Below are 22,077 nucleotides of genomic sequence, written 5' to 3' on the forward strand. Positions count from 1 at the left end.
ACGACCTCATCAGCCCGGATAAACATCGCTTGCCATGTCCAACCTGACTGTTCGCGCCAGCGCCGAGCGCCAGCCTGCGGGGCTTGCCGACGCTTTTTTCGACCGTGACGCACAAGTTCTCGCCAAGGATCTGCTCGGCAAAGTCATTCGCCATCGCGTGGGCGGTCTTTGGCTGAGCGCGCGGATCATCGAAACCGAAGCCTATTACTGCGCGGAAAAAGGCAGCCATGCCTCGCTCGGCTACACGGAAAAGCGTAAGGCTTTGTTTCTGGATGGCGGACACATCTATATGTATTACGCCCGTGGCGGTGATTCGCTGAACTTCAGCGCGCAAGGGCCGGGCAATGCGGTGCTGATCAAATCGGCCTATCCGTGGGTCGATGAAGTCAGCGGGCCGGCGAGTCTGGCGCAGATGCTGCTGAACAATCCTGACGCTCAAGGGCGTGCGCGACCGTCGCAGAAACTCTGTGCCGGGCAGACTTTGCTGTGCAAGGCGCTGGGGTTAAAGGTGCCGATGTGGGACGCCAAACGTTTCGATCATGAACTGATCCTGGTCGAAGACACCGGCCCGGCGCCCTCGCAGATCATTCAAACCACGCGACTGGGCATCCCCCATGGCCGTGACGAACACCTGATGTACCGCTTCGTCGACGCCGCTTATGCGCAATGGTGCACGCGGAACCCGCTGCGCCGCGGTCAGGTCGAAGGCCGGGATTATTTTTTGCTGCCGTGAAATGACACAAATTTTGAAATAAATGAAATCCCCATGTGGGAGCGGGCTTGCTCGCGAAGAGGCCGTGTCAGAAACGCATAAGTTGAATGACCCAGCGCCTTCGCGAGCAAGCCCGCTCCCACAAGGGAACTGAGTGCTGTTGAAGATTGCCTGCATCCTTGGGGATCAATTGAAGTTTTGATGGAGTGGTTTTATGGGCCCATGGCTCGATAGCGTGACCGGTTGGCTGGCGGCCAATCCGCAGTGGCTGGCCGTAGCGGTGTTCATTGTTGCCTGCGTGGAATGCCTGGCGATTGCCGGATTGATCGTGCCCGGCACGGTGTTGTTGTTTGCCGTGGCCGTGGCGGCCGGCAGCGGTGCGCTGTCGTTGAGCGAAACCTTGCTGCTGGGTTTCCTCGGCGGGATTCTCGGCGATGCGATTTCGTATTTCCTCGGTCGCCACTTCCACCAGAACATCCGCCGTCTGCCGGGCTTGCGCCATCACCCGGAATGGATGGCCGGCGCAGAAAGCTATTTCCAGCGTTATGGCATCGCCAGTTTGCTGGTCGGTCGCTTTATCGGCCCATTGCGACCAATGCTGCCAATGGTCGCCGGCATGTGCGACATGCCGTTCCCGCGTTTTGCCGCCGTCAGTCTGCTGGCCGCCGCCGGCTGGAGCGTCGCCTATCTGCTGCCAGGCTGGGCCACTGGCGCGGCGATTCGTCTGCCGCTGCCGGAAGGTTTCTGGCTACAGGCCGGGATTGTCGCCGCGAGCATTGCGGTCATGGTCGGCCTCAGCGTCAACAGCAGCCTGCGCCGCCATCGTCGCGCGACGATCTGGATCAGCAGCATGAGCCTGTTGATTCTGATTGGCCTGTTCCTTGGTTACCCGTACCTGACGGCGCTCGACCAAGGCGTGATGACGCTGGTGCAGGAACATCGCCAGCCGCTGCTCGATGAGATCGCGGTGACGTTCACCCTGATCGGCGAATTCCGCAACATGCTGATGTTCAGCGCCCTGCTCACCGGTCTGTTGCTGCTGTGCCGGCAATGGCGCCAGGCAATCTTTGCCGGCGGCGTGTTGCTCTGCACAGCGATGCTCAATACCGGCACCAAGATGTTTTTTGCCCGGGTGCGTCCGGAAGTACTGAGTGATCCGCTGACCAGTTACAGCATGCCGAGCGGCCACGCGTCGGGGTCGTTCGCGCTGTTTCTGGTGCTCGCGGTGTTGGCTGGTCGCGGCCAACCGCCACGCATGCGCCTGACCTGGCTGTTTGTCGGTTGCATTCCGGCTCTGTCGATTGCCTTGTCGCGGGTGTATCTGGGCGCGCATTGGCCGACGGACATTCTGGCCGGCGCGATGCTCGCGGCGTGCGTGTGTGCGGCGGGGTTGTGGTTGAGCCAGCGTAAAGAGCCGCTGAATGCCATGCCGTTCAAGGTCTGGTGGCTGGTTCTGCCGGCGTTGCTGGTGTTGTTCAGTTTGTTTGTGTTTAGGCATTTGCCGAACACGATGTTGCGTTACGCGTATTGAAGATCAAAAGATCGCAGCCTTCGGCAGCTCCTACATGGGATTTCATTTCACGCCCGATACATCGCGCGCATGTGAAATCAAACAGTGTAGGAGCTGCCGCAGGCTGCGATCTTTTACGATGTTTCAGGCAAACAACTCGCCCTGCAACTCATCAAGCAGCGCCTGGATCGCATCCAGTCGCTGTTGCGGATCGTCGAGTTGCAGCAGATCGATCTTGTCTTCTTCGGCGAACGGCAGCAGATACGCCAGCTGATTGGCCAACGACTGCTGACCGAGCGCATCAGTGCCCATGTTCAGCGCTTCGACCATCGGGTGTTCGGCCAGCGCTTTGAGCAGCGCGACCAGATCGGCGTCCTCGTCCTGTAGCGGTTGCTCGGGTTCATCGTCGAGCCATTCGACGTCGGCAAGAATCAACTGATCGCGCTGCACTTCAGTGCGCAACACGTTGAAACGCCGCCCGCCCTGCACGCGAATCCCCAGCAAGCCGTTGTCCTGTTGCTGGAAATCGGTGATGCGCGCCTCGCAACCGACCAGCGCATAGCCCTCCGGCGCCAGCCCGACTTCGCTGCCCTGCAGAATGCACACCACGCCGAAACCGCCGCCCTGCTTCATGCAGCGGCCGATCATATCGAGGTAGCGCGCCTCGAAGATCTGCAAGTCGAGGTTGCAGCCGGGAAACAGCACTGTGTTCAGCGGAAAAAGCGGCAGACTCATAGACATTTCCTTACACCACCATCGACACCGCCAACGGCAAGAACACCGCCGTGGCCACGCCCATCAGACTCATCGCCAGCGCCGCAAACGCGCCGCACTCATCACTTTCCTGCAACGCCACCGAGGTGCCGACCGCGTGGGCGGTCATGCCCAGCGCCATGCCGCGCGCTTCGGGGCTGTGTACACCCAAACGGGTCAACAGCGCCGGGCCGAAGATCGCGCCGATCACCCCGGTGATCAACACAAACACCGCCGCCAGCGCCGCGACGCCGCCGATCTGTTCGGCGACCAGCATGGCGATCGGCGAGGTCACCGACTTCGGCGCCATGGTCATCAAGATCATGTGCTCGGCGCCGAACCACCAGCCCAACAGCACGCCCATGCCGGTAGCGACCACCCCGCCTATCACCAGCGTAGTAAAAATCGGCCAGAACAATTGGCGAATGCGCCGCAGGTTGAGATACAGCGGCACCGCCAGTGCCACGGTCGCCGGGCCGAGCAGAATGCTGAGGATCTCGGTGCTCTTGCGGTATTCGGCGTAGGTCAGGCCGCAGCCGAGCAATACGCCGATCACCAACAGCATGGAGACCAGCACCGGTTGCAGAAAGATCCAGCGGGTTTTCTCGAACGCCGCCAGCACCAGTTGATAGGCGCCGAGGGTGATGCCGATGCCGAACAATGGATGATGGATTACGGAGGCCCAGGCACCTTGCCAATCGAAGAGCATCAGGACTCCTCCGACGGCGGCGCGTGACGCTTGACCATGCGCTGCATCAGCACACCTGCGAAGGCCATCGACAAGACCAGCGACAACACCAGCGCACCGGCGATTGCCCAAAAATCAGCGGCAATGTCGCTCGCATACACCATCACCCCCACCGCTGGCGGCACCAGCAGCAACGGCAGATAACGCAGCAGACTGCCGGCCGCGAGGTTCAGCGGTTCGCCGACTTCACCGCGAATGATCAGGAAGATCAGCAACAGCAGCAGGCCGATAATCGGCCCCGGCAGCACCGGCAACAGCAAATGATTGAGTGCCGTGCCGATCAATTGAAACAGCACCAGCATGGTCAGGCCACGTAACAACATCCGACTTCTCTCCCCGTCTCTCTCCCGTTCATCGCCGGCATTATAAGCACGCCTGCGCTATGGATCGGCATTCGCCAAAAGCATGGTCAGTTGACCGGAGCAAATTGCCATGTTGATCTACAGTGGTTCGCAGGGCGGTCAAATCCCCCACCTGAAAAACTATAAAACCGATGAACCCAAGGAGAGTCTCAATGCCCTACGTTCCAGTTGCAGAGCTCAAAGATTATGTCGGCAAGGAACTCGGACGTTCCGAATGGCTCACCATCGATCAGGAGCGCATCAACCTGTTCGCCGAAGCCACCGGGGATTATCAGTTCATTCACGTCGACCCGGTCAAAGCCGCGCAAACGCCATTCGGCAGCACCATTGCCCACGGTTTCCTGTCGTTGTCGCTGATCCCGAAATTGATGGAAGACATCCTCGTCCTGCCGCAAGGCGTGAAGATGGTCGTCAACTACGGTCTGGACAGCGTGCGTTTCATCCAGCCAGTGAAGGTCAATTCGAAAGTTCGGCTCAAGGTCGATCTGGGCGAAGTGACCGAGAAAAAACCCGGCCAGTGGTTGCTCAAAGCCACCGCAACGCTGGAGATAGAAGGCTCGGACAAACCGGCCTATATCGCTGAGCCACTGTCGCTCTGCTTCGTCTAAGCGTTCCGGATGCGAAGCAGCGCACGCTGTTTCGCGTCACGTCTCTATATATGCGACGCATAGCTGCGGCATACTCGGTCGCCTAATTGCCCGGATCCCGCTATGCGCTCACTCGCTTCCCTCGCACCCATTGCCTTGACCCTGATGCTCACCGCGTGCGGCGACGGCGAATCGCTGTTGCCCCCGGATGCGCGCCTGCCGGACGGCGGACGCTATCGTGGCGAACTGGTCGATGGCTTGCTGCAAGGTCAGGGGCGCGTCGATTATCCCAATGGCAGTTGGTACGCCGGGCAATTCGACAAAGGTCAGTGGCATGGTCAGGGCGAATGGCACGGCAGCAATGGCGAGGTCTATCGCGGCCAGTTTCAGCAAGGGCTGTTCGACGGTCAGGGCAGCCTGACCACCAACGCCAGCAGCTACACCGGTGGTTTCAAACAGGGCCGACGCGACGGTGAAGGCACTCTGAAAGAAAACGCCATGACCTACCGTGGCGAGTTCAAGGCTGACCAGTATTCCGGACTCGGTCGTCTGGAAATGGACGACGGCAGCTCCTATCAAGGCCAGTTCGCCCACGGCAAACCCAACGGCGAAGGCCAGCGCGGCGACTCCAGCGGCAACACGTTCAGCGGGCATTTCGTCAACGGTCAGCTGGAAGGCAACGGTACGTTCAACAGCGCTGACGGCGACATCTACGTCGGCGGCTTCAAGAACAATCAATTGCACGGCAAGGGCCGCTACGAAAACGCTGACGGCGATGTCTGGCTCGGCCAGTTCAAAGAAGGCGCGCTGACCGGCAAGGGCGAACTGATCGGCGCCGACGGCAGCCATTACATCGGCTCGTTCAGCGATTGGCGCTTCAGCGGGCCGGGCCGTTTGAATCTGTCTGATGGCAGTTTCTACATCGGTGGTTTCGACAACGACAGCTACGCAGGGCGCGGCACTCTGGTGCTGACCGATGGCAGCGTCATGAGCGGCACCTGGATCAACGGCCAGCGCGTGCGTGACGCCGATGGCAAGCTGTTGCCCGACACCCTCGAACTCGGTTTGCTCGCTCAGGGCCGTTTGCTCGATGAAGCGTTGGCCGCCATCCCGGCGTCAACCCCGGCAGTCGAGTTGTACACACTGACTCTTGGCGGCGACGGCAAACAAAGCGTGTTCCTGCGCGAATCGGACTTCGTCGCCAATATGCTCCGCACGCGCTTCGGTGCTTATGGCCAGATCCGTCTGGTCAACCATCGCGACCACCTCGCCGACCGGCCGATGGCCACCCGCGAGAACCTGCGTCGTGCCGCGCAAACCCTCGCTGAACGTACTGGCCCGGAAGATTTGCTGTTTATCTACCTGACCAGCCACGGCACCGCCGAACATGAACTGGTGCTCGACCAACCGCGCATGGAACTGGCCGACCTCCCCGCCGACGAACTCGCTGCAGTGCTGGCGCCGCTGAAAAATCGCGACAAGATCATCGTGATTTCCTCGTGCTACTCCGGCGGTTTCATCCCGGCGCTGAAAGACGAACGCACGCTGATCATGACCGCCTCGCGCGCCGATCGGGTGTCCTTCGGCTGTTCGGAAGAGGCCAACTTCACCTACTTCGGCGATGCACTGTTCGCCCAGGCACTGAACCAGACCGATGATCTGGAGCAAGCCTTCAAACTGGCCAAGGCCACCGTCGCCGAGCGTGAACTGGCGGACAATTTCGAAGCCTCGGAGCCGCAGATCTGGGCGCCGAAAACCGTGCTGTCGCACTGGCAAACGCTGCGCAAACAACAAGCAAGAAAAGCTTTGCAAAGTGCTGCATTGAACGACGGAGCGACAAAGAGCAACTAAGCTGAACAGTATCAAGGGAGAGACACTATGTACTTGACGCCTCAGCACGTATTGCTTGCCGGAGCCACCGGTTTGACCGGTGAACATCTACTCGACCGTTTGCTCAACGAGCCAACGATTTCACGCGTGCTAGCCCCTTCGCGTCGGCCACTGGCGGAACATCCGCACCTGGAAAACCCGGTCGGCGATCCGCAGGCGTTTCTGCCGCAGCTCAGCGGCCGCGTCGATATCGCCTATTGCTGCCTCGGCACCACGATCAAACAGGCAGGCTCCGAAGCGGCGTTTCGCGCGGTCGATCTGGACATGGTCGTGGCGTTCGCCAAGCGCGCGCGGGAGATGGGCGCACGGCATCTGATCGTGATCAGCGCGATTGGCGCGGATCCGAAATCGTCGGTTTTCTATAACCGCGTCAAAGGCGAAATGGAGCAGGCACTGCGCGCGCAGGACTGGCCGCAGCTGACCATTTGCCGGCCTTCGCTGTTGTTGGGCGAACGCACGGAGCCGCGACTGGCCGAGCAGTTGGCCGGCCCGTTGTCGAAGCTGATTCCGGGTAAATATCGCGGCATCGAGGCGTGCCAACTGGCGCGGGCGATGTGGCGATTGGCGCTGGAAGAACAGGATGGGGTTCGGGTGATTGAGTCGGATGATTTGCGCAAGTTAGGCAAATAATCTTCCGCCGCATGATCGTTCCCACGCTCTGCGTGGGAATGCAGCCACGGACGCTCTGCGTCCCAAAACGTGACGCAGAGCGTCACCGGAGGCGTTACCACGCGGAGCGTGGGAACGATCTGTCTAACTACAATCCGCCAGTCGCCTGAAAACTCACGCCGATCACCGTCAGCAATGACAACGGCAACAACAGCGTATCGAGCAACGCACTCCCCGGCAGATCCACACCCGGATAGCTCGGCGCTTCAGCCCCGAACCGATCCATCGCGCAGCACCCGCCATTCATCGCGTACAAATTCAGCCGCGTCCCGGAGTACACCACCGGCGCGCCCGGTTTCGCCGCATCCAGCGTGCGCGCCGTGGCGCACCCGGTCAGCAACACCACCAGCCCGATCAGCAGCAGCTTATTCATCGCTGCTCAAATGATGCTCACCCCAACGCGGCAGCATGTCCTGCGGAATACCGAGCAGATTGAGAATCCGCGCCACAACGAAATCGATCAAATCATCAATCGTCTGCGGCTGGTGATAAAAACCCGGCGACGCCGGCAGAATGGTCACGCCCATGTTCGACAGTTTGAGCATATGCTCCAGATGAATGCTCGAATACGGCGCTTCACGCGGCACCAGAATCAACTGGCGACGCTCCTTCAACGTCACATCAGCAGCGCGTTCGATCAAATTGTTGCAGGCGCCCGTGGCAATCGCCGACAACGTGCCCGTCGAGCATGGCACCACGACCATCGCTGCCGGTGCGCCAGAGCCCGAAGCCACCGGCGACATCCAGTCTTCCTTGCCGTACACGCGAATCTGCCCGGCGGCCGCCCCGGTGTATTCGGTGAGGAACGCCTGCATCATCTGCGGTTTCGGCGGCAGCGTGACATCAGTCTCGGTGGCCATCACCAACTGCGCAGCCTTGGAGATCAAAAAGTGCACTTCGCGATCTTCGCGCACCAGACAATCGAGCAGACGCAAACCGTACTGCGCGCCCGAGGCACCGGTCATCGCCAGCGTGATGCGCTCCGGGCCGTTGCCCTGCGAAAAAGTGTTCATTGCAGCGCCTCGGCGAGTTTGCCGTGCAGGCCGCCGAAGCCGCCGTTGCTCATGATCACCACGTGCGTGCCGGGCTGAGCCTGGCTCTTCACGCGCTCGATGATGCCTTCCAGCGAATCGCTGACAATCGACGGCACGGTGCACAACGCGGCGGTGCCCGCCAGATCCCAGCCGAGGTTGGCCGGGGCGTACCAGATCACTTGGTCGGCATCGACCACGCTGGCCGGCAAGCCGTCACGGTGGGCGCCGAGCTTCATCGAGTTGGAGCGCGGTTCGATGATCGCGATCAGTGGAGCATCGCCGATGCGTTTGCGCAGGCCGTCGAGAGTCGTGGCGATGGCGGTCGGGTGGTGAGCGAAGTCGTCGTAAATGGTGATGCCGCGCACTTCGGCGACTTTCTCCATACGACGTTTGACGTTTTTGAACGCGCTCAAACCGGCGATGCCCATCGATGGCACCACGCCAACATGCCGCGCCGCTGCCAAAGCTGCCAAGGCGTTGGCAACGTTGTGCTGGCCGGTCAGTTCCCACTCGACAGTGCCTTGCGACACGCCTTCGAACATCACCTCAAATGCCGAACCGTCTTCGCTGAGCAATTTGACCTGCCACTGCCCGCCAGCACCGGTGGTCTGCACCGGCGTCCAGCAACCCATTTCGATCACCCGCTGCAAGGCAGGCTCGGTGGTCGGATGGATGACCAGGCCTTCACTCGGAATGGTGCGCACCAAGTGATGGAATTGCCGCTCGATCGCCGGCAGATCCGGGAAGATGTCGGCGTGATCGAACTCAAGGTTATTGAGGATCGCGGTGCGCGGACGGTAGTGAACGAACTTCGAGCGTTTGTCGAAGAACGCGCTGTCGTACTCATCGGCTTCGATCACGAAGAACGGTGTACCGCCCAGTCGCGCCGACACCGAGAAATTCTGCGGCACGCCACCAATCAGAAAACCCGGGCTCATGCCGGCGTGTTCCAGCACCCAGGCGAGCATGCTGCTGGTGGTGGTTTTGCCATGCGTGCCGGCAACCGCCAGCACCCAGCGACCTTGCAACACGTGATCAGCCAGCCACTGCGGGCCGGAAACGTACGGCAGGCCTTTGTTCAGCACATATTCCACCGCCGGATTGCCGCGCGACATGGCGTTGCCGATCACTACCAGATCCGGCGCCGGATCGAGTTGCGCCGGGTCGTAACCTTGCGTCAGTTGAATGCCTTGGGCTTCAAGCTGCGTGCTCATCGGCGGATAGACGTTGGCGTCGGAGCCGGTCACGTGATGGCCCAGCTCTTTGGCCAGAACCGCCATCGAGCCCATGAAAGTCCCGCAGATACCCAGAATATGAATGTGCATAGTCGACCTCGTAAAACATGGCCGCAGGTTAGCGTAGGGAGGGGGAAATCGCACTCTTTAGGTGATCACCATCACCCACCACCACGATCACTACCCCACCTGTAGGAGCTGACGAGTGCAACGAGGCTGCGATCTTTTGATCTTGAAAATAACAAGATCAAAAGATCGCAGCCTTCGGCAGCTCCTACAGGGGGATTTATGCAGTTCGGACGATGCCGTGTTTGCGCAGCTTTCTGTAGAGGGTGTTGCGACTCACGCCGAGTTGCTCGGCGGTGTGGGTCATATGCCAGCGCGTGCGCTCCAGTGTACTGAGCAACGCCAATCGTTCGGCATCTTCAAGTGGTTGCTCGGACAGAGCGGACTCTACCACTGGTGGGCGCACCTGCCGAATCATCACCGGCAAATCGTCCACCCCGATCCGCCCCTCATCACACAACGCCGCCAACGTGCGCAACACATTACGCAACTGCCGCACATTCCCCGGCCAGTTGAACGCCAGTAACGCCTGCCGCGCCGGCTCTTCGATCAGGATCGTTTCGCCGCCCGCCTCTTCGGCCAGCAGAAAATCCAGCAGCTGCGATTTATCACTGCGTTCACGTAGCGCCGGCAGCGCCACTTCCAGCCCGTTCAAGCGGTAATACAAATCCTCGCGAAAGCTGCCGTCCTCAACCCGCGCCAACAGATTGCGGTGCGTCGCGCTGATGATGCGCACGTTGACCGATTCCGGTTCGCCACCGATCGGCACCACCTGCCGATCCTCCAGCACCCGCAACAAACGCGTCTGCAAGGCCAACGGCATATCGCCAATCTCATCGAGGAACAACGTGCCGCCATCGGCCTGCTGCAACTTGCCGCGCATACCGTCCTTGCGGGCGCCGGTGAAACTGCCGCCGCGATAACCGAACAGCTCGCTTTCAATCAGACTTTCAGGAATCGCCGCACAGTTGAGCGCGACAAAAGCTTTGTCCGAGCGCTGACTGGCTTGATGTACAGCTTTGGCAAAGGCTTCTTTACCCGAGCCGGTTTCGCCATTGATCAGCAGCGGCACATCCCGCTCGAACACGCGCAGTGCTTTGCGAAAGTCCGCTTGCAGCGCGGCGTCACCCAGACAGATCCCGGACAGGCGCGGCGCTTCGACAATTTTTGCCAGCGGCATGAGCGGCGTAGGTTTGCGCGACTCACCGCGCAACACAGCAAACAGATGGCGCCCGTCACGGGTGCGCAGCGGCCAACTGGCGCTGGCATTCGCGCTGGCGCGGCCGAGCAACTCATCCAGCGAACAATCGAAGAACGCCTCGACCGGTTTCCCGAGCAGCCCGCCGCGAATATGCCCGAGCAGGTTCAGCGCACTCTGATTAACCGCGCTGATCCGCCCTTCGCCGTCAAACGCCAGCAAACCTTCGCTGAACAGCCCGACCGACTCGGCCTGCAAGTGGAAACGCAGCAACCATTGGTTATCGAAACAGCGCAGGAAGTAGCAGCTCTCGATCATCTTCGCCGACAGATTGACCAGCGCCATGGTGTGGAACTGGCTCTGCCGCGAGACATCGTGACGGGCCGAGGACACGTCGAGCACCGCCAGCAGTTCGCCATGCGGATCAAACACCGGGCTCGCCGAACAGGTCAGGCCGGTGTGGCGACCGCGAAAGTGTTCGTCCTGATGAATGGTCAGCGCCTGACGTTCGACCAGGCAGGTGCCGATGCCATTAGTGCCTTCGCAGGCTTCGCTCCAGTCGGCACCGAGCCAGAGGCCGGCGCGTTCGAAAATTTTCCGTTCAGCGGGTGCGGTGACGCAATTGAGGATCACCCCGCGCGCGTCGGTCAGCAACACCGCATGGCCGGCGCCGGAAAGCTGTTGATGGAGGCTGCTCATTTCATTGCCGGCGATCTGCAGGACTTGTTGCAAACGCTCACGGCTTTCGAGGACACGCCCGTGTTCAAGCACGGTCGGCGCGATGCTTAGCGCCGGGTCGAGGTGATAGTCCTCAAGACAGCGCAGCCACGAGCGGGCGATCGACGGATCAGCACCGGGCCCGTGCAGGTGCGGTTTGCCCTGACTGACGGTGAGAACCTGCTGGGCATGGCGACTCAAATGGTTGTCGTGCATTTCTTATTGTTCTCCATATTCCCCGTGTAGGAGCTGCCGCAGGCTGCGATCTTTTGATCTTGATCTGCAAAAAAGCAAAATCAAAAGAACGCAGCCTTCGGCAGCTCCTACAGGGGTTGCTGTGGGTTGAGCATCCTCCAGCTCAAGCACCATTGCAATGCTGGCAAGACTGCCCGGTCACAGGCTGCGCCAAAAGCGGTACAAACTGTCACCCCTCCTGTACCGATACCGTCACAGCGCCATTCCGCTCGTCCGACAAAAACCTGCCAACCCCTTGATTTCACGGCTCCGCACGGCGGTGGCCCGACCCTTGCTCTACGCTTATAGCAAGCGCACTTGCGCGTTTCTCTAATAAGTACAAAGCCAAGGAGAACATCATCATGCGTTACGCTCACCCCGGTACTGAAGGCGCCAAAGTCTCGTTCAAGAGCAAGTACGGTAACTACATCGGCGGCGAGTTCGTCGCGCCTGTCAAAGGTCAGTACTTCACCAACACCTCGCCAGTGAATGGCCAACCGATTGCCGAATTCCCGCGCTCCACTGCCGAAGACATCGACAAGGCACTGGACGCCGCTCACGCCGCAGCCGATGCATGGGGCTCCACTTCCGTGCAGGCGCGCTCGCTGATCCTGTTGAAAATCGCCGACCGCATCGAACAGAACCTCGAACTGCTGGCGATCACCGAAACCTGGGACAACGGCAAAGCCATCCGCGAAACCCTGAACGCCGACATCCCGCTGGCTGCCGACCATTTCCGCTACTTCGCTGGCTGCCTGCGCGCCCAGGAAGGCAGCGCGGCCGAAATCGACGGCAACACTGTGGCCTATCACATTCATGAACCGCTGGGCGTGGTCGGGCAGATCATCCCGTGGAACTTCCCGATCCTGATGGCCGCGTGGAAACTCGCGCCAGCGCTGGCCGCCGGTAACTGCGTGGTGCTCAAGCCTGCCGAGCAAACCCCGCTGGGCATCACCGTGTTGCTGGAACTGATCGGCGATCTGCTGCCGCCGGGCGTACTGAACATTGTTCAGGGCTATGGCAAAGAGGCCGGCGAAGCACTGGCCACCAGCAAACGCATCGCCAAGATTGCCTTCACCGGCTCGACCCCGGTTGGCTCGCACATCATGAAATGCGCGGCAGAGAACATCATTCCATCGACCGTGGAACTAGGTGGCAAGTCGCCGAACATCTTCTTCGAAGACATCATGCAGGCCGAGCCGACGTTCATTGAGAAAGCCGCTGAAGGTCTGGTGCTGGCGTTCTTCAACCAAGGCGAAGTCTGCACCTGCCCATCGCGCGCACTGGTACAGGAATCGATCTACGACGAGTTCATGGCCGTCGTGATGAAGAAAGTCCTGCAAATCAAACGTGGCGATCCACTGGACACCGACACCATGGTCGGCGCGCAGGCCTCTGAGCAACAATTCGACAAGATTCTTTCGTACCTGGAAATCGCCAAGGGCGAAGGCGCCGAGCTGTTGACCGGCGGCAAGGTGGAAAAACTCGAGGGCAATCTGTCGACCGGCTATTACATCCAGCCGACCCTGCTCAAGGGCACCAACAAGATGCGCGTGTTCCAGGAAGAAATCTTCGGGCCAGTGGTGAGCATCACCACGTTCAAGGACGAAGCCGAAGCGCTGGCGATCGCCAACGACACTGAGTTCGGCCTCGGCGCCGGTCTGTGGACTCGCGACATCAACCGCGCCTACCGCATGGGCCGCGCGATCAAGGCTGGTCGTGTGTGGACCAACTGCTACCACCTGTATCCGGCGCATGCTGCGTTTGGCGGGTACAAGAAGTCCGGCGTGGGGCGTGAGACGCACAAGATGATGCTCGATCACTATCAGCAAACGAAAAACCTGCTGGTGAGCTACGACATCAATCCGTTGGGTTTCTTCTAAACCTTCGGGCGACACGGATATTTCTGTGTCGCCCCTTCAATCGCTTTCGCGAGCAAGCCCGCTCCCACATTGGATTTGTGCAGAATCAAACAGTGTGGATCAGCGCAAGTCCCCTGTGGGAGCGGGCTTGCTCGCGAAGGCGTCCTGACTGACTCAACACTCACAGCCTGGCCGCTCTGGCACGGCCCTTGCGTACCCGTTATTCAGGATTTGCACCAAAACTGCCGCTGCGTGAACAGCACTCATCCACCTCAACCGCATCACCCGAAAGTCCAAAAAATCGAACAATAAAAAGACAGCGAGGACTTATGACTTCAACCACACAGCTCAAACCCACACTCGGCACCCTGCACCTCTGGGGCATTGCTGTCGGCCTGGTGATTTCCGGCGAGTACTTCGGCTGGAGTTACGGCTGGGGCACCGCCGGCACCTTGGGTTTTCTGGTCACGGCGTTGATGGTCGCGACCATGTACACCTGCTTCATCTTCAGCTTCACCGAATTGACCACCGCTATCCCACACGCCGGCGGGCCGTTTGCCTACAGCCGTCGGGCGTTCGGTGAGAAAGGCGGATTGATCGCCGGCATCGCCACGCTGATCGAGTTTGTCTTCGCGCCACCGGCGATTGCCATGGCCATCGGCGCCTACCTGAATGTGCAATATCCGGAACTTGATCCGAAGATTGCAGCGGTCGGCGCGTATTTCGTGTTCATGACCCTGAATATACTCGGCGTCAGCATCGCCGCGACCTTCGAACTGGTGGTCACAGTGCTGGCCGTTGCCGAGCTTTTAGTATTCATGGGCGTGGTGGCGCCGGGCTTCAGCTTCAGTAATTTTGTATTGAATGGCTGGTCGGGCTCCAACGAATTCACCATGGCCTCGATCCCCGGGATCTTCGCGGCGATACCGTTCGCGATCTGGTTCTTCCTCGCCATCGAAGGCGCGGCGATGGCCGCCGAAGAGGCCAAGGACCCGAAACGGACGATTCCCAAGGCTTACGTCAGCGGCATTCTGACCCTGGTATTTCTGGCCATCGGCGTGATGGTCATGGCTGGCGGCGTTGGCGACTGGCGTCAGCTGTCGAACATCAACGATCCGCTGCCGCAGGCGATGAAAGCCGTGGTCGGCAATAACTCGACGTGGATGCACATGCTGGTGTGGATTGGCCTGTTCGGGCTGGTGGCGAGTTTCCACGGGATCATCCTCGGTTACTCGCGGCAGTTCTTCGCCCTCGCCCGCGCCGGTTATCTGCCTAAGGGGCTGGCCAAACTCTCGCGCTTCCAGACCCCACACCGGGCGATTCTGGCCGGTGGCGTGATCGGCATTGCGGCAATCTACAGCGATGGTTTGGTTAACCTGCAAGGCATGACCCTGACCGCCGCGATGATCACCATGTCGGTGTTCGGCGCGATCGTGATGTACATCATCAGCATGCTCAGCCTGTTCAAACTGCGCAAAACCGAGCCAAACCTGGAGCGCACCTTCCGTGCGCCGGGTTATCCGGTGGTGCCGGCGATTGCACTGTTTCTGGCGGTGGTGTGTCTGGTGGCGATGGCGTGGTTCAACACGCTGATCGGCTGTGTGTTCCTTGCCTTTATGGCCGCTGGCTATCTGTATTTCCAGTTGACCGCCAAGCAACGCGCCGATGCACCGACAGACGCTATGCTCGAAGGTATCTAGCTGACATATAAAAGTGCACAGCGCCCATTCAGGCACTGTGCTGGAACCCTGTAGGAGCTGCCGCAGGCTGCGATCTTTTGATCTTGTTTTTAGAAAATCAAAGTCAAAAGATCGCAGCCTTCGGCAGCTCCTATAGGGGTTTATCGATTACAGGAGGATATCGTGGCCGCATTCGCCCATTCCGTCGGCGCCCAGACCTATCGCTTCGACAGCCTCAAGGACGTCATGGCCAAGGCCAACCCGGCGCGCTCCGGGGATTTCCTCGCCGGCGTCGCCGCGCTCAATGACGGCGAACGCGTGGCGGCACAAATGGCGTTGGCCGACATCCCGCTCACGCATTTCCTGCAAGAAGCGCTGATCCCCTACGAATCCGATGAAGTCACCCGACTGATCATCGACACCCACGACAAACAGGCCTTCGCCGTGGTCAGCCACCTCACCGTCGGCGGCTTCCGCGACTGGCTGCTCAGCGACGCCGCCGATGAAACCAGCCTGCGCAACCTCGCCCCCGGCCTGACGCCGGAAATGGTCGCCGCCGTGTCGAAAATCATGCGCGTGCAGGATTTGGTATTGGTCGCGCAGAAGATCCGCGTGGTGACGAAATTTCGCGGCACTCTCGGCCTGCGCGGGCGCCTGTCCACGCGTCTGCAACCGAACCACCCGACCGACGACCCCTCCGGCATCGCCGCGAGCATTCTCGACGGCCTGCTCTACGGCAACGGCGATGCGATGATCGGCATCAACCCGGCCACCGACAGCATTGCCTCGATTTGCGCGATGCTGGAAATGCTCGACGCGATCATCCAGCGCTACGACATTCCGACTCAAGCCTGCGTGCTCACCCACGTCACCACCTCGATCGAGGCGATCAACCGGGGCGTGCCGCTGGACCTGGTGTTCCAGTCGATTGCCGGCACCGAAGCGGCCAACGCCAGTTTCGGTATCAATCTGAATGTCTTGCAGGAAGGTTACGACGCAGGTCTGAGCCTGAATCGCGGCACCCTCGGGCAAAACCTGATGTATTTCGAAACCGGTCAGGGCAGCGCGCTGTCGGCCAACGCTCATCACGGTGTCGATCAACAGACCTGCGAGACCCGAGCCTATGCCGTGGCACGGCATTTCAAACCGTTTCTGGTGAACACCGTCGTAGGATTTATCGGCCCGGAATACCTCTACAACGGCAAACAGATCATCCGCGCCGGCCTCGAAGACCACTTCTGCGGCAAGCTCCTCGGCGTGCCGATGGGTTGCGACATCTGCTACACCAACCACGCCGAAGCCGATCAGGACGACATGGACACCCTGCTGACTCTGCTCGGTGTCGCCGGGATCAACTTCATCATGGGCATCCCCGGCTCCGACGACATCATGCTCAATTACCAGACAACTTCGTTTCATGACGCGCTCTATGCTCGCCAGACACTGGGCCTGAAACCAGCCCCGGAATTTGAACAATGGTTGGCGAACATGGGCATCTTCACGCAGGCGGACGGCAAGGTTCGCTTCGGTAACAACCTGCCGCCGGCCTTCCGCCAAGCGCTGGCGCAACTGGGATGAGTCGCATGGATAAACCGCCCGTCGATCCGCAAAACCCTTGGCTGCAACTGCGCCGCCTGACCCCGGCGCGGATCGCCCTTGGCCGCACCGGCACCAGTCTGCCGACCAGCGCGCAACTGGATTTCCAGTTTGCTCACGCTCAGGCGCGAGATGCGGTGCATTTGCCGTTTGATCACGCGGGGCTCAGTGCGCAATTAAGTGAACGAGGGCGTGAGAGTTTGCTGCTTCACAGTGCGGCGCTGGATCGCAACAGCTACCTGCAACGCCCGGATCTGGGACGCAAACTCAGCGATGACTCGGCGCAAAGTCTTCGCGACTACTTGGCCGCGCACCCCGGCGGGGTCGATCTGGTCATTGTCGTCGCAGATGGCTTGTCGGCACTGGCAGTGCATCGCCACACGCTGCCGTTTATCACCCGGCTGGAAGAACAAATGAGCGGCGATGGCTGGTCAATCGCCCCGGTGGTCTTGGTGGAACAGGGCCGCGTCGCCATCGGCGATGAAATCGGCCAGTTGCTCGGCGCGAAAATGGTGGTGATGCTGATTGGTGAGCGCCCGGGGCTCAGTTCGCCGGACAGCTTGGGGCTGTATTTCACCTACAACCCAAAAGTTGGTCTGACCGATGCCTATCGCAACTGCATTTCCAATGTCCGGCTGGAGGGTTTGAGCTACGGCATGGCGGCGCATCGCTTGCTGTACCTGATGCGCGAGGCGTGCCGGCGGCAGCTGTCGGGGGTCAATCTGAAGGATGAAGCACAAGTTCAGACGCTGGCGTCGGATGCTGGCCAGGACATGAAAGGAAACTTCCTACTGGATCCGCCGCCAAACTGAACCGTTTCTGCATTGCGTTTCTGATCCTGTTTGAGGCAGGATCGATGCACGGCCGCCAGGGTTTCCCGTCGCCGTCACAGCACGTGAAGACAGCCACTTGAAGGACGAGACCTGACATGCGGATTATCCAAGCGACCCTCGAACACCTTGATTTGCTCACGCCGTTGTTCGTCAAATACCGCGAGTTTTATGGCTCCCTGCCTTATCCCGACTCGTCCCGCGCTTTTCTCGAAAAGCGTCTGCGACGCAAGGAATCGGTGATTTATCTGGCGCTGGCCGATGATGACGACAAAAAGCTCATGGGTTTCTGTCAGCTCTATCCGAGCTTTTCATCGCTGTCACTGAAGCGCGTGTGGATCCTCAACGACATCTACGTCGCCGAAGACGCGCGCCGCCAACTCGTCGCCGACAATCTGATCCGCACTGCGAAGAAGATGGCCAAGGAAACCCAGGCTGTACGCATGCGCGTGTCCACCAGCAGCAACAACGAAGTGGCGCAGAAAACCTACGAATCAATTGGGTTCAAGGAAGACACCGAGTTCAAGAACTACGTGTTGCCGATCAGCGACGAGCTCTGAAGTCAAAAGATCGCAGCCTTCGGCAGCTCCTGCAGGGGCTGCGATCCACTCCCTGACAATTACTCACACACCGACATCCCTCGCTACAAAACCAACGCGCTTTTGATGTTTCAGGCCGTATAATCTCGAGCTTCCCAGCTTGTAAGAAAAACTACACCTCGCTGTAGGCTTACACGAAGTTATCCGCACAGGCCTGCCGAGTCGGGCCGCCATACAGGTGCCTCCATGGATTTCAACCCGCTCGACCTGATCCTGCATCTCGACGTTTATCTCGATTTGCTGGTTAACAACTACGGGCCGTGGATCTACGCCATCCTGTTTCTGGTGATTTTCTGCGAAACCGGTCTGGTGGTGATGCCATTCCTGCCGGGTGATTCACTGCTATTCATCGCCGGCGCTGTAGCGGCCGGCGGCGGCATGGATCCAGTACTGCTGGGCGGTTTGCTGATGCTCGCGGCGATCCTCGGCGACAGCACCAATTACGTGATCGGACGAACGGCCGGCGAGAAGCTGTTCAGCAATCCGAACTCGAAAATCTTCCGTCGTGACTATCTGCAAAAGACCCATGACTTCTACGACAAGCACGGCGGCAAAACCGTAACGCTTGCGCGCTTTCTACCGATCATCCGTACCTTCGCTCCGTTCGTGGCAGGCGTTGCGCGTATGCCGTATCCGCGCTTCTTCGGTTTCAGTGTTCTGGGTACGATCCTCTGGGTGGGCGGCCTCGTGACGCTGGGCTACTTCTTCGGCAACGTTCCGTTCATCAAGAAGAACCTGTCGTTGCTGGTTGTTGCGATCATCTTGCTGTCTCTCATTCCGATGATCATCGGCGTGGTGCGCAGCCGTTTTGGCGGCACCAAAGCCCAATCGCACTAAGCGATGTGGTCGCTAAGCGCCTGGCGGCGTCGACGCATCCTCGCCAAGCACCCGATTGCCGACGACATGTGGCAACGGGTGCGCCACCACCTGAGTTTTCTTGACGGCATCACTGCTGCCGAAGATCAGTGGCTGCGCGAAGCCTGCGTCCTGTTCCTCGAAGAAAAACACCTGACCGCCCTGCCCGGCGTCGAACTGCATCAGGAACAACGCCTGCTGCTCGCCGTGCAGGCGCAATTGCCGCTGCTCAATCTTGGCGATCTGAACTGGTATCAGGGCTTCCACGAAATCGTCCTTTATCCCGATGACTTTGTCAGCCCGCAACGACACCGCGATGCCAGCGGCGTCGAGCACGAATGGGATGGCGAACACAGCGGCGAAGCCTGGCAGCAGGGGCCGATTATTCTCGCCTGGCCTGGGGTGATGGCCAGTGGTGGCTGGGAAGGTTACAACTTGGTGATCCACGAGCTGGCGCACAAACTCGACATGCTCAATGGCGATGCCAATGGCCTGCCACCGCTGCACGCGGACATGCGCGTCAGCGACTGGGCCGAGGTGATGCAGGCCGCTTACGATGATCTTGATGGTCAGCTTGAGCGTAATCCCGACGCCGAGACCGCGATCGATCCTTACGCGGCTGAGAATCCGGCAGAGTTCTTTGCCGTCACCAGTGAGTACTTCTTCAGCGCACCCGATCTGCTCCATGAGACTTATCCACAGGTCTATGAGCAGTTGCGACTTTTCTATCGTCAGGATCCATTGAGCAGGTTGCGGCAACTTCAGGCGAGCGACCCGGTCTATCAGGCTCACGACTAAGGTCTGCACGACCTTCAGGACTTTCGGTGAATGGCGTCGACGGCAAAATATGCCTATAATCGCCGCCACTTTTTGGTCAATCCGGCCAAGTGTTTTTGGTCAACTACGGGGGCAACGCCCAATGAGCTACAGCAAGATTCCGGCTGGCAAAGACCTGCCGAACGACATCTACGTCGCGATCGAGATTCCGGCCAACCACGCGCCGATCAAATACGAAATCGACAAAGACAGCGATTGCCTGTTCGTTGACCGTTTCATGGCCACCCCAATGTTCTACCCGGCCAACTACGGTTACATCCCGAACACCCTGGCTGACGACGGTGACCCCCTCGACGTGCTGGTTGTAACCCCTTACCCGGTTGCGCCAGGCTCGGTTATCCGTGCACGTCCGGTTGGCATCCTGAACATGACCGACGACGGCGGCGGCGATGCCAAAGTCATCGCAGTGCCACACAACAAGCTGTCCCAGCTGTACGTGGACGTTAAGGAATACACCGACCTGCCGCCTCTGCTGATCCAGCAGATCGAGCACTTCTTCGCGAACTACAAAGATCTCGAAAAAGGCAAATGGGTCAAGATCGAAGGCTGGGCTGGTGCAGACGCCGCCCGCGAAGCAATCACCAAGTCGGTTGCAGCCTACAAAGGCTAAGACGCTTCGACTCGCGTGATGCTTGAAGAAAACCCCGGAGATCCGGGGTTTTTTTATCGACGTAAGCCAGCCGCTTCAACAGGCTGTTTATCGCTCTCTTGATATTGTTGTGACCTGTTTAATTTCCCACAAGAACGTCTTACATCCCGTCGTAAAATTCAGCCTGCTTTTGAACGCCCGGTTTATTCAAACCGCTCTGGCACGGCCGTAGACTCCGTGTTTATGAGAAAGAACACGAGCGGTCCAAGATTCAAGGCACTCCTGGAAGCAGCGAACATCTCCACCACGGGATTCGCAAAGTTCTGGGGCACGGAAGCCCAAAATGTCCACAACTGGTACACCCGGGGCGTCCCGGCGTATCGCATGGAAGAGGTCTCACGCCTGCTGTCCGTGAACAGCGAATGGCTGAAGACTGGCGAAGGCCACAAGGAGTCGCCGCGCCTCCATGCCCCTGCCAGCAATGGCGACACCTTCGACGCCCAATCTGTGCGCGGCGTCTATACGGTCATTGATCCCAACGACATCGACCTGGTGTTTTTCAATGAGAAACCTCTCACCGATACCGGCAAAACACACGTCATTGAAGATACGGATCAATCCATCCGCCTGCTTCGCGCACAGCTGGATCAACTTGAAATAAAACACTCTGACGCTATCTGTGCACGCATGATCGGCAACAGCATGGCCGAGCGAATCGAAGACGGATCCATCGTTGCCATTGATCGAGGACTGACTCAGGTCGTCGATGGCGAGATCTATGCGATCGAACACGACGGGATGTTGCGCATCAAGTATCTGCATCGCATGCCGGGCAATGGCTTGCGCCTGCGTAGCCACAACAGTGCCGAGTACCCGGACGAGATCTTCCGTGCCGCGCAACTGGACGAGCAGCGAATTCATATTCTGGGCTGGGTGTTCTGGTGGTCGACACTGAGCAAGCGTCGGCCGGTGGTGCCGTTTCTCTAATGATCGTCAGTGCACAACGCTTTCTGATGCTTTGACAGCTCTAATCCGCACTTCGGGCTGGGAATCTGCGGTAAAAATCAGTATCCTTCGCCCCACATTTGCGCATCGACCCGCCCTGCGGTTCTGATAGCGCCCGACGCGGCAGACCAACCTCTGACCAAGTCCCACAGCCGGACGCAAGATCCGGGTGTACGTTTTGAAGGCTGGCGCGGTTTACCAAAAATGAACCAAGCCAGTCCCCGAGAAGCCGGCCACAAGCCGGCTTTTTAATGCCTGCCAGAAAGACACTCACCTGTTAATTCCCTCGCTGCTGGCTCACTTCGGCCTGTCAGGTTGCGGCGCGCTGGGTGGCGGCTGTCCATTGTCTTGTTAAAAACTCTTTCGGTGACTTTCCTGCGGGCAAAACAAAACCCCAACTGCTTTCGCAATTGGGGTTTCGGAATTTAATCTTGACGATGACCTACTCTCACATGGGGAAACCCCACACTACCATCGGCGATGCATCGTTTCACTGCTGAGTTCGGGATG

The 22,077-nt window shown here is 59.5% G+C and carries 21 protein-coding genes; 14 read left to right on the forward strand and 7 right to left on the reverse strand.

The features are described from left to right. The first annotated feature begins 34 nt into the window (after positions 1-34). A complete protein-coding gene (locus tag GVL50_RS21190) occupies positions 35-733 on the forward strand; it encodes a DNA-3-methyladenine glycosylase (protein WP_159814962.1) in 699 nt (232 codons plus the stop codon). A gap of 193 nt (positions 734-926) precedes the next feature. Continuing rightward, positions 927-2,243 carry a bifunctional DedA family/phosphatase PAP2 family protein gene (locus GVL50_RS21195; protein ID WP_159814963.1) on the forward strand — a complete coding sequence of 439 codons (1,317 nt, stop codon included), beginning with the start codon at positions 927-929 and terminating at the stop codon, positions 2,241-2,243. Between the two features lie 123 nt (positions 2,244-2,366). Here the strand turns inward: GVL50_RS21195 and GVL50_RS21200 are convergent, their stop codons facing one another. From GVL50_RS21200 to GVL50_RS21210, 3 genes are read right to left on the reverse strand one after another with little or no spacing between them, the layout of a single operon-like run. Further along, positions 2,367-2,957, reverse strand: a complete 591-nt coding sequence (locus GVL50_RS21200) for an LON peptidase substrate-binding domain-containing protein (RefSeq protein WP_053124190.1) — start codon at positions 2,955-2,957, stop codon at positions 2,367-2,369. A gap of 10 nt (positions 2,958-2,967) precedes the next feature. After that, on the reverse strand, positions 2,968-3,684 hold the full coding sequence (locus tag GVL50_RS21205; protein WP_159814964.1) for an LrgB family protein: 717 nt from the start codon (positions 3,682-3,684) through the stop codon (positions 2,968-2,970). Further along, positions 3,684-4,046, reverse strand: a complete 363-nt coding sequence (locus tag GVL50_RS21210) for a CidA/LrgA family protein (RefSeq protein ID WP_159814965.1) — start codon at positions 4,044-4,046, stop codon at positions 3,684-3,686. The genes GVL50_RS21205 and GVL50_RS21210 overlap by 1 nt, the downstream gene beginning before the upstream one ends. Before the next feature lie 191 nt (positions 4,047-4,237). Here GVL50_RS21210 and GVL50_RS21215 point away from each other — a divergent pair, with 191 nt between their 5' ends. The 3 genes from GVL50_RS21215 (at position 4,238) to GVL50_RS21225 (ending at position 7,192) form a co-directional block, all read left to right on the forward strand. After that, positions 4,238-4,693, forward strand: coding sequence for a MaoC family dehydratase (locus tag GVL50_RS21215; protein WP_034153755.1), 456 nt, complete (start codon positions 4,238-4,240; stop codon positions 4,691-4,693). A gap of 102 nt (positions 4,694-4,795) precedes the next feature. Continuing rightward, the gene (locus GVL50_RS21220) at positions 4,796-6,523 is read left to right on the forward strand and encodes a C13 family peptidase (protein WP_053124196.1); all 1,728 of its coding nucleotides are present in this window, start codon (positions 4,796-4,798) and stop codon (positions 6,521-6,523) included. 27 nt (positions 6,524-6,550) lie between these two features. Next, the gene (locus GVL50_RS21225) at positions 6,551-7,192 is read left to right on the forward strand and encodes an oxidoreductase (protein ID WP_053124198.1); all 642 of its coding nucleotides are present in this window, start codon (positions 6,551-6,553) and stop codon (positions 7,190-7,192) included. 127 nt (positions 7,193-7,319) lie between these two features. Here the strand turns inward: GVL50_RS21225 and GVL50_RS21230 are convergent, their stop codons facing one another. From GVL50_RS21230 to GVL50_RS21245, 4 genes are all read right to left on the reverse strand, one after another. Next, the gene (locus GVL50_RS21230; protein WP_159814966.1) at positions 7,320-7,604 is read right to left on the reverse strand and encodes a YceK/YidQ family lipoprotein; all 285 of its coding nucleotides are present in this window, start codon (positions 7,602-7,604) and stop codon (positions 7,320-7,322) included. Next, entirely contained in the window at positions 7,597-8,244 is a 648-nt protein-coding gene (gene ubiX, locus GVL50_RS21235; RefSeq protein ID WP_053124202.1) for a flavin prenyltransferase UbiX, read from the reverse strand. Before ubiX ends, GVL50_RS21230 begins: the two co-directional genes overlap by 8 nt. Continuing rightward, entirely contained in the window at positions 8,241-9,590 is a 1,350-nt protein-coding gene (gene mpl / locus GVL50_RS21240; protein ID WP_008083666.1) for a UDP-N-acetylmuramate:L-alanyl-gamma-D-glutamyl-meso-diaminopimelate ligase, read from the reverse strand. The genes ubiX and mpl overlap by 4 nt, the downstream gene beginning before the upstream one ends. Positions 9,591-9,786: 196 nt before the next feature. Beyond that, positions 9,787-11,697 carry a sigma-54-dependent Fis family transcriptional regulator gene (locus GVL50_RS21245; RefSeq protein WP_159814967.1) on the reverse strand — a complete coding sequence of 637 codons (1,911 nt, stop codon included), beginning with the start codon at positions 11,695-11,697 and terminating at the stop codon, positions 9,787-9,789. A 380-nt stretch (positions 11,698-12,077) separates the two neighbouring features. Between GVL50_RS21245 and GVL50_RS21250 the strand changes: the two genes are divergently transcribed. The 9 genes from GVL50_RS21250 to GVL50_RS21290 all read left to right on the forward strand — a co-directional run bounded on the left by GVL50_RS21250 (position 12,078) and on the right by GVL50_RS21290 (position 21,549). Beyond that, entirely contained in the window at positions 12,078-13,598 is a 1,521-nt protein-coding gene (locus GVL50_RS21250) for an aldehyde dehydrogenase family protein (RefSeq protein WP_008083670.1), read from the forward strand. A 308-nt stretch (positions 13,599-13,906) separates the two neighbouring features. Further along, a complete protein-coding gene (eat, locus tag GVL50_RS21255; protein WP_159814968.1) occupies positions 13,907-15,277 on the forward strand; it encodes an ethanolamine permease in 1,371 nt (456 codons plus the stop codon). A 162-nt stretch (positions 15,278-15,439) separates the two neighbouring features. Continuing rightward, positions 15,440-16,834, forward strand: a complete 1,395-nt coding sequence (locus tag GVL50_RS21260; RefSeq protein ID WP_159814969.1) for an ethanolamine ammonia-lyase subunit EutB — start codon at positions 15,440-15,442, stop codon at positions 16,832-16,834. Then, positions 16,831-17,664: an ethanolamine ammonia-lyase subunit EutC gene (gene eutC, locus GVL50_RS21265; RefSeq protein WP_371926023.1), complete on the forward strand. Its 834-nt coding sequence runs from the start codon at positions 16,831-16,833 to the stop codon at positions 17,662-17,664. The genes GVL50_RS21260 and eutC overlap by 4 nt, the downstream gene beginning before the upstream one ends. A 116-nt stretch (positions 17,665-17,780) precedes the next feature. Continuing rightward, the gene (locus tag GVL50_RS21270) at positions 17,781-18,242 is read left to right on the forward strand and encodes an N-acetyltransferase (protein ID WP_003228592.1); all 462 of its coding nucleotides are present in this window, start codon (positions 17,781-17,783) and stop codon (positions 18,240-18,242) included. A 225-nt stretch (positions 18,243-18,467) separates the two neighbouring features. Then, positions 18,468-19,118 carry a DedA family protein gene (locus tag GVL50_RS21275; protein WP_053124211.1) on the forward strand — a complete coding sequence of 217 codons (651 nt, stop codon included), beginning with the start codon at positions 18,468-18,470 and terminating at the stop codon, positions 19,116-19,118. A 3-nt stretch (positions 19,119-19,121) separates the two neighbouring features. Continuing rightward, the gene (locus tag GVL50_RS21280; RefSeq protein ID WP_159814971.1) at positions 19,122-19,934 is read left to right on the forward strand and encodes a zinc-dependent peptidase; all 813 of its coding nucleotides are present in this window, start codon (positions 19,122-19,124) and stop codon (positions 19,932-19,934) included. Positions 19,935-20,055: 121 nt separating this feature from the next. Beyond that, on the forward strand, positions 20,056-20,583 hold the full coding sequence (ppa, locus tag GVL50_RS21285) for an inorganic diphosphatase (RefSeq protein ID WP_159814972.1): 528 nt from the start codon (positions 20,056-20,058) through the stop codon (positions 20,581-20,583). Positions 20,584-20,805: 222 nt separating this feature from the next. Next, entirely contained in the window at positions 20,806-21,549 is a 744-nt protein-coding gene (locus GVL50_RS21290; protein WP_053124215.1) for a helix-turn-helix transcriptional regulator, read from the forward strand. Positions 21,550-22,077 lie beyond the last annotated feature (528 nt).

It is taken from the genome of Pseudomonas sp. 18058 (genome assembly GCF_902706155.1).
Classification (GTDB): Bacteria; Pseudomonadota; Gammaproteobacteria; order Pseudomonadales; family Pseudomonadaceae; genus Aquipseudomonas; species Aquipseudomonas rustica.

What these genes read in the sequence shown, in the direction of transcription:
- GVL50_RS21190 (WP_159814962.1), top strand. Translation starts at nt 35, where the DNA reads ATGTCCAACCTGACTGTTCGCGCCAGCGCCGAGCGCCAGCCTGCGGGG.
- GVL50_RS21195 (WP_159814963.1), top strand. Translation starts at nt 927, where the DNA reads ATGGGCCCATGGCTCGATAGCGTGACCGGTTGGCTGGCGGCCAATCCG.
- GVL50_RS21200 (WP_053124190.1), bottom strand. Translation starts at nt 2,957, where the DNA reads ATGAGTCTGCCGCTTTTTCCGCTGAACACAGTGCTGTTTCCCGGCTGC.
- GVL50_RS21205 (WP_159814964.1), bottom strand. Translation starts at nt 3,684, where the DNA reads ATGCTCTTCGATTGGCAAGGTGCCTGGGCCTCCGTAATCCATCATCCA.
- GVL50_RS21210 (WP_159814965.1), bottom strand. Translation starts at nt 4,046, where the DNA reads ATGTTGTTACGTGGCCTGACCATGCTGGTGCTGTTTCAATTGATCGGC.
- GVL50_RS21215 (WP_034153755.1), top strand. Translation starts at nt 4,238, where the DNA reads ATGCCCTACGTTCCAGTTGCAGAGCTCAAAGATTATGTCGGCAAGGAA.
- GVL50_RS21220 (WP_053124196.1), top strand. Translation starts at nt 4,796, where the DNA reads ATGCGCTCACTCGCTTCCCTCGCACCCATTGCCTTGACCCTGATGCTC.
- GVL50_RS21225 (WP_053124198.1), top strand. Translation starts at nt 6,551, where the DNA reads ATGTACTTGACGCCTCAGCACGTATTGCTTGCCGGAGCCACCGGTTTG.
- GVL50_RS21230 (WP_159814966.1), bottom strand. Translation starts at nt 7,604, where the DNA reads ATGAATAAGCTGCTGCTGATCGGGCTGGTGGTGTTGCTGACCGGGTGC.
- ubiX (WP_053124202.1), bottom strand. Translation starts at nt 8,244, where the DNA reads ATGAACACTTTTTCGCAGGGCAACGGCCCGGAGCGCATCACGCTGGCG.
- mpl (WP_008083666.1), bottom strand. Translation starts at nt 9,590, where the DNA reads ATGCACATTCATATTCTGGGTATCTGCGGGACTTTCATGGGCTCGATG.
- GVL50_RS21245 (WP_159814967.1), bottom strand. Translation starts at nt 11,697, where the DNA reads ATGCACGACAACCATTTGAGTCGCCATGCCCAGCAGGTTCTCACCGTC.
- GVL50_RS21250 (WP_008083670.1), top strand. Translation starts at nt 12,078, where the DNA reads ATGCGTTACGCTCACCCCGGTACTGAAGGCGCCAAAGTCTCGTTCAAG.
- eat (WP_159814968.1), top strand. Translation starts at nt 13,907, where the DNA reads ATGACTTCAACCACACAGCTCAAACCCACACTCGGCACCCTGCACCTC.
- eutC (WP_371926023.1), top strand. Translation starts at nt 16,831, where the DNA reads ATGAGTCGCATGGATAAACCGCCCGTCGATCCGCAAAACCCTTGGCTG.
- GVL50_RS21270 (WP_003228592.1), top strand. Translation starts at nt 17,781, where the DNA reads ATGCGGATTATCCAAGCGACCCTCGAACACCTTGATTTGCTCACGCCG.
- GVL50_RS21275 (WP_053124211.1), top strand. Translation starts at nt 18,468, where the DNA reads ATGGATTTCAACCCGCTCGACCTGATCCTGCATCTCGACGTTTATCTC.
- GVL50_RS21280 (WP_159814971.1), top strand. Translation starts at nt 19,122, where the DNA reads ATGTGGTCGCTAAGCGCCTGGCGGCGTCGACGCATCCTCGCCAAGCAC.
- ppa (WP_159814972.1), top strand. Translation starts at nt 20,056, where the DNA reads ATGAGCTACAGCAAGATTCCGGCTGGCAAAGACCTGCCGAACGACATC.
- GVL50_RS21290 (WP_053124215.1), top strand. Translation starts at nt 20,806, where the DNA reads ATGAGAAAGAACACGAGCGGTCCAAGATTCAAGGCACTCCTGGAAGCA.